The organism is Acinetobacter lactucae (assembly GCF_013344765.1).
Classification (GTDB): Bacteria; Pseudomonadota; Gammaproteobacteria; order Pseudomonadales; family Moraxellaceae; genus Acinetobacter; species Acinetobacter lactucae_A.
Window position 1 is genome coordinate 1 of record NZ_JABVBF010000147.1, and the last position, 8,839, is coordinate 8,839.

6 protein-coding genes are annotated in these 8,839 nt (G+C 39.6%); 1 reads left to right on the forward strand and 5 read right to left on the reverse strand.

From position 1 onward, the window contains the following. Window positions 1-42 precede the first annotated feature (42 nt). Both HUN22_RS13335 and HUN22_RS13340 read right to left on the reverse strand, forming a co-directional pair. The gene (locus tag HUN22_RS13335) at window positions 43-1,422 is read right to left on the reverse strand and encodes an amino acid permease (RefSeq protein ID WP_174730250.1); all 1,380 of its coding nucleotides are present in this window, start codon (window positions 1,420-1,422) and stop codon (window positions 43-45) included. Between the two features lie 140 nt (window positions 1,423-1,562). Further along, entirely contained in the window at window positions 1,563-3,284 is a 1,722-nt protein-coding gene (locus HUN22_RS13340; protein WP_174730253.1) for an alpha-keto acid decarboxylase family protein, read from the reverse strand. 134 nt (window positions 3,285-3,418) lie between these two features. Here HUN22_RS13340 and HUN22_RS13345 point away from each other — a divergent pair, with 134 nt between their 5' ends. After that, window positions 3,419-3,904, forward strand: a complete 486-nt coding sequence (locus HUN22_RS13345; RefSeq protein WP_101663028.1) for an Lrp/AsnC family transcriptional regulator — start codon at window positions 3,419-3,421, stop codon at window positions 3,902-3,904. A gap of 70 nt (window positions 3,905-3,974) precedes the next feature. Here the strand turns inward: HUN22_RS13345 and HUN22_RS13350 are convergent, their stop codons facing one another. The 3 genes from HUN22_RS13350 to HUN22_RS13360 form a co-directional block, all read right to left on the reverse strand. Continuing rightward, complete coding sequence (locus HUN22_RS13350; protein ID WP_174730256.1) at window positions 3,975-5,405, reverse strand: aldehyde dehydrogenase family protein; 1,431 nt, start codon at window positions 5,403-5,405, stop codon at window positions 3,975-3,977. A 285-nt stretch (window positions 5,406-5,690) separates the two neighbouring features. Continuing rightward, window positions 5,691-7,223, reverse strand: coding sequence for a pyridoxal phosphate-dependent decarboxylase family protein (locus tag HUN22_RS13355; RefSeq protein WP_174730260.1), 1,533 nt, complete (start codon window positions 7,221-7,223; stop codon window positions 5,691-5,693). 2 nt (window positions 7,224-7,225) lie between these two features. Beyond that, window positions 7,226-8,599 carry a diaminobutyrate--2-oxoglutarate transaminase gene (locus HUN22_RS13360; protein ID WP_002118718.1) on the reverse strand — a complete coding sequence of 458 codons (1,374 nt, stop codon included), beginning with the start codon at window positions 8,597-8,599 and terminating at the stop codon, window positions 7,226-7,228. Between the last annotated feature and the right edge of the window lie 240 nt (window positions 8,600-8,839).

An 8,839-nucleotide genomic window follows, 5' to 3' on the forward strand; every position in this document is an offset into this window, starting at 1 on the left:
CCTTAAGTCAGGTAACCGCAATATCATTGTTAATTTAAACGATTAATTCGACTGTACTTCTGGTAGAACAACCATTTTTTTACGATATTTTAAGAAGTACATTACAGCTAAAACAGCAAGCCAGATTGGACCTAAAATAACAGCCAATCTCATATCTGGCGTCATTGCCATAATAATAAGAATAAAGCATACAAAGCTAATGGTTAAATAGTTACTCCAAGGACTCATAATACTTTGAAATTTAGTTTGGCGTCTTTGCAATTTCATTGCTTTAGTAAACTTCAAATGTGTGACTGAAATCATGAGCCAGTTAATAACAAGCGCTGCGACAACTAACATCATAAAGAGCTGAAAAGCTTGACCAGGAATCAGATAGTTCACAACTACACATATAGCTGTAATAGATGCAGAAACAACTGCTGCTGGAACTGGAATACCACGGCTATTTACTTTTTTCAAAATTGCGGGAGCATTACCCTGCTCTGCCAAACCATGCAACATACGACTATTACAATAGATACAACTGTTATAAACCGAAATAGCAGCAATCAAGACCACAAAGTTTAGAACGTTCGCTACACCGTTACTATTCAGTGATTGGAAAATCATGACAAATGGGCTACCGCCTTCTGCCACCATATTCCATGGATAAAGACATAAAAGAATACCGATTGCACCGATATAAAAAATTAAAATACGGTACACAATTTGATTGACTGCTTTAGGAATAGTCGTTTCAGGTTTTTTTGTTTCAGCCGCAGCAATACCAATTAATTCCAAGCCACCAAATGCAAACATAATGACAGCCAAAGCCATGACAAAACCGTGAATCCCGTGCGGGAAGAAACCACCGTGCTGCCATAAATTTGCAATACCTGCTTGTGGACCTGCTGAACCTGAAAATAATAGATAAGCACCAAATCCTATCATGCTTAAGATGGCAACAATTTTAATGCATGAAAATAAGAACTCGGATTCCCCAAAAAAGCGGACATTCACCAAGTTAATGCCGTTAATTAAAATAAAGAAAAATAAAGCAGTTAGCCATGTCGGAATTTCAGGCCACCAAAACTGTATAAACGTCCCAATCGCACTCAATTCAGCCATGCTGACGAGTACATATAATACCCAGTAATTCCAGCCAGACATAAAACCAGCCATTTTGCCCCAGTATTTGTTCGCAAAATAACTAAAAGAACCACTGACTGGCTCTTCAACAACCATTTCACCTAAATGACGCATGATTAAAAAAGCGATCACGCCTGCAATTGCATATCCTAATAAGATTGAAGGACCTGCCAGTTTAATTGTTTGAGAAAGACCTAAGAATAATCCTGTACCAATCGCCCCTCCGAGTGCGATGAGTTGAATATGCCGATTGGATAAGCCTTGTTTTAACTCGTGCTTATTGTTTGCATCCATAACGTTATCTCCAATGTTGGTGTCACTTCCTGTACACCTTTATTCAGCACCACATCCGAAGATCAGGAACCGACCTTCGGACATAAGTTTGCTTTAATATGAGTCCATTTAATTTTGAGAAGATTTGTCCTGTCTTCTATTTAAAAAAAGATTGCATCCTTACATTTAATCGGTTGGGAACGCTCCTTTAAAATTTCGTAGCCACGATCACCATAGTCAAAACGCGCAATCACAGAAGCAAATTTTTTCAAACTCACCGGTGCATCCATTGCTGGTAGTTTCAATTCAATAAAGGTTAATTGATCATTGTGCTGAACGTTGTCTAAAACGCTCTTCAGCTGTCCAGCAGTCTCAACCACATAAGTTGTATGGCCTTTTTTACCGTTAAACACAGCCGGGATTTCAGTGTATTTCCAGTTTTGCACGTCGTTATAGGCAGCGTTTTCACCCATAATTAAACGTTCAATGGTGTATCCGCCATTGTTCAGCAAGAAAATGATTGGTTTTAAACCATGACGGATAATCGTAGAAAGCTCTTGTACCGTAAGCTGGAATGAACCATCACCAATAAACAGAATTTGACGACGTTCAGGAGCAGCTAACAAACTACCAAGCAAAGCCGGCAAGGTGTAACCAATAGAACCCCAAAGCGGCTGAGCAATATATTTAGCTGTGGCAGGAAGCTTTATTCCTGACAAAGCAGAGTTTGATGTCCCCACTTCACCAATAATCACATCATCTTCTTTTAAGAATCCTGAAATGTAATTCCAAAGCACATCTTGACTTAGCTTTTGCTGAGCTGGAGCTTCAATTACTTTCTGTGGTTGTTTTTCAAGAAGAGGTATTGTCGATTTACGTGGCGCAACTTTTTTATTTAGCTCGACAAGTAATTGTCCTATTTCAATACCCGGAAAATCCTGACCAAAAATATTTAAGCCATAAGATTTAATTTCAATGTAGTTCTTAGTCTCAATTTGATGAGTAAATACAGCTGAGCCTACATCGGTAAAGCGTGCGCCAACACCAATTAAACAATCAGATTGTTCAATGATATTTTTTACATGCGGTTGGCTTGCCCCACCCACATAAGTTCCGATGTAACGAGGTGAGCCTTCGTCCATAATATTTTTTGCAGTATTCATGCCTGCAAATGGAATTGAGCATTTTTGAGACAAATCATTTAAAAGTGAAGTTACACCAAAAACTGAAGCTTCATTATCAATAAGAAGTGCAGGACTCTGAGCATTTGCAATAATGTCACAAAGTTTGCTTACCACACTCTGCAATAATTCAGGTTCAACAGCTGGATAGCTTAAGTCAAGCGGACGCTCAGATACTTCAATCTTAACGTGAGTAATATCGCCTGGTAGTTGAATGTGCACAGGACGGCGTTCAAGGAAACACTGACGTAATACACGATCAATTTCAAAAGCTGCATTTGCAGGAGTTAAACGTGTTTGGGCAACTGTAAACTCTTTCATACAGTTCATAATATTGTCGTAGTTACCATCGACAAGCGTGTGGTGTATTAGTGTGCCCTTTTGAACTGCATGTAAAGGCGGAATACCTGAGATATGAATAAGAGGTACATTTTCTGCGTAGGCACCTGCAATACCATTAATCGCACTTAAGTCACCTACACCATAAGTGGTTGCCAAGGCAGAAAAACCGTTAATTCGTGCATAACCGTCTGCTGCATAGGCAGCATTTAATTCATTACAATTTCCAATAAATTCGAGTTGTGGGTCTGCTTCAACTTGTTCTAGATATGAGAGGTTAAAATCACCAGGTACACCAAAGAGATGTTGGATACCCATTTGTTTTAAACGAAGATTTAAAAATTCACCGATTTCTATGAACATTGCTCTATATCCTTTGAGACCAATTTTTATTCCATAGAAAAATAATATTTCATCTATCTTTTAGATTTCGTGCATAATGAAAACGCATTTTAATAAAAATACATGATTTGTGTATCATAAAAGGATTTTATGCAATGGATAAGTTCGACTGGCAAATCATTCAGGCACTACAAAAGAATGGACGGCTCACCAATCAGGAAATAGGAGATTTAATTGGTTTATCTGCTTCGCAATGTTCAAGAAGAAGACAGCTACTTGAGCAAAAAGGCATAATTTTAGGCTACACTGCACGCATCCAGCAGCAGGCGCTAGGACTCGAAGTTACAGCGATGATTCATATTAATTTAAGGACACACGAGGCAAAATCACAGCAGGCTTTTCAAGAGCTCATTGAAGCTGAAGACAACATTCAGGATGCATTCTCCATTAGTGGTGATGCAGATTTTATTTTAAAAGTTGTTGCAGAAAACTTAGAACAGCTTTCTCAATTTGTGACCGAAAGATTACTTTCTTATAATTTTATTGGGCATATAAAATCTTACATCGTTCTTAAAAAAATTAAAGAACAGAATCATTTTTTAATCAAACCTAAAAGCATGAACTATCATCACTCCCAATAAACAGCTCAGCTTTTCACTCATAAAAATGAAAATAAAAAGGCGGATAATAGATCCGCCTTAAAGTTAATATTTAAACTTTACTGATATGAACCGTTTGCCCAATTGTATTTTCAAGCAAGCCTTCCAGACCAAATTCAGCACCTAAACCAGACATTTTCCAGCCGCCAAAAGGCGCATGAGGTAGAACTTCTGCATGGGTATTAATCCAAACCGTTCCGCATTGAAGCTGACTAGCATAAGTCTGTGCTGCTTTAATATCAGAAGACCAAATTGAGCCACCTAAACCAAACTCACTATCATTGGCACGAGCAATTGCATCGTTGATATCGGTATATTTTAAAACAGGTAACACAGGGCCAAATTGCTCTTCTTGTACCACGCGGCAAGAGTCAGAAACTTCAGTCATAATAGTTGGCGCAATAAAGTAGCCCTGCTCTGGAACTTGTTGTTGTCCTGAAAGTGCTTTTGCACCCTGTTCAATCGCTTCAGTAATAAGTGCTTTTACTTTGTTATATTGCATTTGGTTTTGCACTGGACCAAATGTTGTAGAAGATTGCATTCCGTCACCCACGACTTGAGCATTGGCAACGTCAGCTAACTTTTGTGATAAAGCCTCATATTGGCTTTCATGGACATATAAACGTTTTAATGCCGCGCATGTTTGGCCTGCATTTAAGAACGCCATATTAAAAATCTTAGCTGCAATTTCATCTATATTTGCATCTGGTAATACAATACCAGCATCGTTACCACCAAGCTCTAAAGTTAGGTGTTTTAAGTGTTGAGCTGCACCAGCCATAATGTGCTGACCTGTTCGAGTTGACCCCGTAAACACAACTTTTTGCACATCTGGATGAGAAGATAATGCTCCACCAATCTCACCAGCACCAACCACAATTGAGATCACACCTGCCGGAACTTCTTGCTGAATGATTTCACATAAACGTAAAGTTGATAGTGGTGTGTATTCAGAAGGTTTACTAATGACCACGTTACCCGCACGCAATGCAGGCATGATATGCCAAACTGCAATCATCAGTGGCCAGTTCCAAGGAGTAATTGAAGCCACTACACCTAATGGTTGACGATGGCGCTCAATACGCTTGGTTTCACTGTCTTCAATTACTTCTACCGGTAAATCCATAGAAGCCGCATAACGCGTCCAGCCAATTGCACCCTGCACTTCCATTTGTGCCAGTGCGAGTGGTTTACCTTGTTCAAGCACCACCAGCTCTGCAAGTATTTCTGCGTGCTTTTCAATGCCATCAGCTATCTTATTTAAGATCGACTTACGTTCATCATGGGAAACTTGTTGCCAAGCTTTAGATGCTTGTTTAGCTGCACTCACTGCCTGATTTACTTGCTCAACTGACGCCTTTGCACAACGTGCAGCTGTTAAGCCAGTCGCAGGATTAATAATTTCTAATTCACCTTGACCACCTGAACAAAGTTGACCGCCAATAATAAGTTTAAATTCATTGAGCATATTCGCTTGTTGCATTTCTTCTTCCTTGTCGTAATTGTAATTACAGCCACTTACTTTTTTCAGTTAAAACGGGATTATTTAAAGTAAGTACGATATTGATATATCAATGTGACCAAAAATATTGGGGACATATCAATACAATAAGAAATTTGCTCCCCATAAATCATGCATAATTATTTTTGTTTTTAAAAAAAATGCATGGTTTGTGCATATCACTCTGCTCCGATGCACATTTTAAATCAAAACAATCTGCAATAAAAAAGCCCGGCAATAAACCGGGCTTTTTTAGTATCAACTCAATTAGTCGATTGGTGGTACATAGTTACCAGAAACAATCGCATCTTTAATGCGGTCAGCTTCAGCCAATACTTGACCTAAAAGATTTTTAACATTTTCGAATGTCACAACAGGACTTAATGTGGTCATTTTCAATGACTGTACATTACCAACTTTTGTTACACCGATATTTGCTTCACCACGTGCAAACAATTCGTCCGCTACATTTTGGTTCAAGCTATCGATAAACTCAACTGGGTAGCCTTGTGGCACAACGCGGAACAATACCGAAGCAAACTGAGGCTCAACTAAAAGTTCTAAACCGTCAGTTGCCTTGATATAATCTGCAACTTCACGAGTAAGTTTTACACCATGGTCAATCATTGAACCATATAGGTCTTCACCTAGTGATTCAATTGTCATCCACAATTTCAATGCATCAAAACGACGAGTCGTTTGTAATGACTTAGACACAAGGTTTGGTACACCATGTTCTTCGTCATAAGCAGAGTTCAAGTATTCAGCTTCGTAGTGCATAAAGCGATAGTTCGCTTCATCTTTCAACAAGAACGCACCACAGCTAATGCTTTGGAAATAATGCTTATGGAAGTCGAGGGTAATCGAGTCAGACAACTCAATACCATCAAGCATTGCACGGTAGTCATTTGAAAGAATTAATGCACCGCCCCATGCCGCATCGATGTGCATCCATGAACCATATTTATTGGTGATTTCACGGATTTTCTTCAATGGATCAATTGCACCAGCATCAGTTGTACCTGCTGTCGCAACAACACAAGCAACCACTTTGCCTTCAGACTGAAGATGCGCCATCGTTTTTTCGAGAGCATCTACATCCATCTGTGCATTTTCATTCACAGGAACAGTCACAACTGACTGGAAGCCCATACCCATCATTGCCATGTTCTTTTGCACAGAGAAATGCGCATTTTCAGAACAAATGACTTTGACGTTTTTCATTGCATCGGCAGGAATACCATCACGCTGTACAGACCACGGATTACCGTTTTCGTCTTTCCAGTTTTTCGCGATACACCAGTCACGAGCAAGTAACACACCCATTAAGTTAGATTGAGTACCGCCAGAAGTGAAAACACCAGCCTGACCAGAACCATAACCTACTTTTTGACGCAACCAATCAATGAGCTGAACTTCCATTAATGAACCTGCAGGGCTTTGATCCCATGAGTCCATAGACTGGTTAGTTGCATTGATTAACACTTCCGCAATCTGGCTCATCACCATGGTTGGGCAGTGTAAATGTGCTAATGAATGTGGATGATGTACTTTTAAGCTTTTATTTAAGAAAAGCTCAATCATACGTTGAAGTGATTCTTGTACACCCATACCTTCTTTTGAAGGTTGGAAAGAAATTGCTGAACGCAATTCTTTAATACTACCGCCTGTGTACATCTTTTCATTTTGCAACCATGCTGAAACGGCTTTTACCGCTTCGCCCATTGCTGACTCATAGTCAGCAATGGATTGTGCATCATTGCAGAGTAACGCTTTACGATGTTCTGCAAAATCCACCATACTTATGCGCCTCGTACTGCAACCAATGCTTCTGCAATTGCTTTCTTAAAGCGAGCAACTACTTCAACACACTCGTCTTGAGTGATGATAAGCGGGCAAAGTAAACGAATTACTGTACCGTTACGACCACCTTTTTCAAGCAATAATTTATTGTTGAAACAAGCAGTTTGAATTGCAGCAGCTAATTGTGAGTCAGCAGGATGTGAACCAATACGATCAGCTGGTTTACGCTCGTCAACGATCTCAACACCAATCATTAAACCGCGACCACGTACGTTACCGATACATGGGAATTCTTGAGCTAATTTTTTAAATTCAGCTTGTAAGAAGTCACCACGCTCTTGCGCATTTTGAGCAAGATTTTGTTCACTAATCGTTTTTAATACGACAAGACCAGTACCCATCGCAAGTTGGTTACCACGGAAAGTACCCGTGTGACCAGCAGGCTGCCAAGCATCAAATTTACGTTTAATACCTAATACTGCAAGTGGTAAACCACCACCTACTGCTTTAGACATTACAACAACATCAGGTTCAATACCTGCATGTTCAAATGCAAACATTTTGCCTGAACGTGCAAAGCCAGCTTGAACTTCGTCTAAAATTAAAACGATGTTGTGCTTTTCAGTCACTTCACGGATTTTTTGCAACCATTTTACTGGAGCTGTAACTACGCCGCCCTCACCTTGAATCGCTTCAAGAATAACAGCAGCCGGTTTTGTTACACCGCTTTCAACATCTTCAATAAAGTTTTCAAAGTAGTAAGTTAAAGCGTCAACACCAGCTTCACCACCTAAACCAAGTGGGCAGCGGTATTCATGCGGATATGGCATGAATTGTACGCCTGGCATTAAACCGTTAACCGCATTTTTTGCACTTAAGTTACCAGTCATAGCAAGTGCACCATGGGTCATACCATGATAACCGCCAGAGAAACTGATCACTGAACTACGGCCAGTGTAAGTTTTAGCAAGTTTGATTGCTGCTTCAGTTGCGTCTGCACCAGCAGGACCACAGAACTGCAAGCAATATTCTTCTTTACCACCAGGTAAATATGCTAACAATGCTTCAGTGAATGCATCTTTTAAAGGTGTGGTTAAGTCTAAAGTATGCAATGGCAAACCACTTGCCAATGTATCTTGAATACTTTGAATCACCGCAGGATGATTATGACCTAAAGCCAATGTACCTGCCCCAGCTAAACAATCAAGGTACTGTGTACCTTCAACATCAGTAACCCAGCATCCTTGTGCTTTCGCTATCGCTAACGGTAATTTACGTGGATAGCTACGAACATTTGATTCCATTTGACTTTGGCGAGTCAAATAATATTCGTTAGTAGCATTAGTGGCAGGGTTAACGGAAGTAACGCTCATATCGGATTACCATCTCTGATAGGGGTAGAAAGAAATAAGTCTGGTGACGATTGGTCCTTTGACTCGGTGCTTTATAGAACTAGCAAAGACACTTATTTTATATCTTGTAACTAGGAGCGCGATGATACCTAATTTTACAAGAAAAAAAACGTCTTTTATGTACTTTACTCATCTAATCTTATTGAAAAAATGTATCATTCCAATAGTTATGATGAATTATCATCATACTATGTGACAACC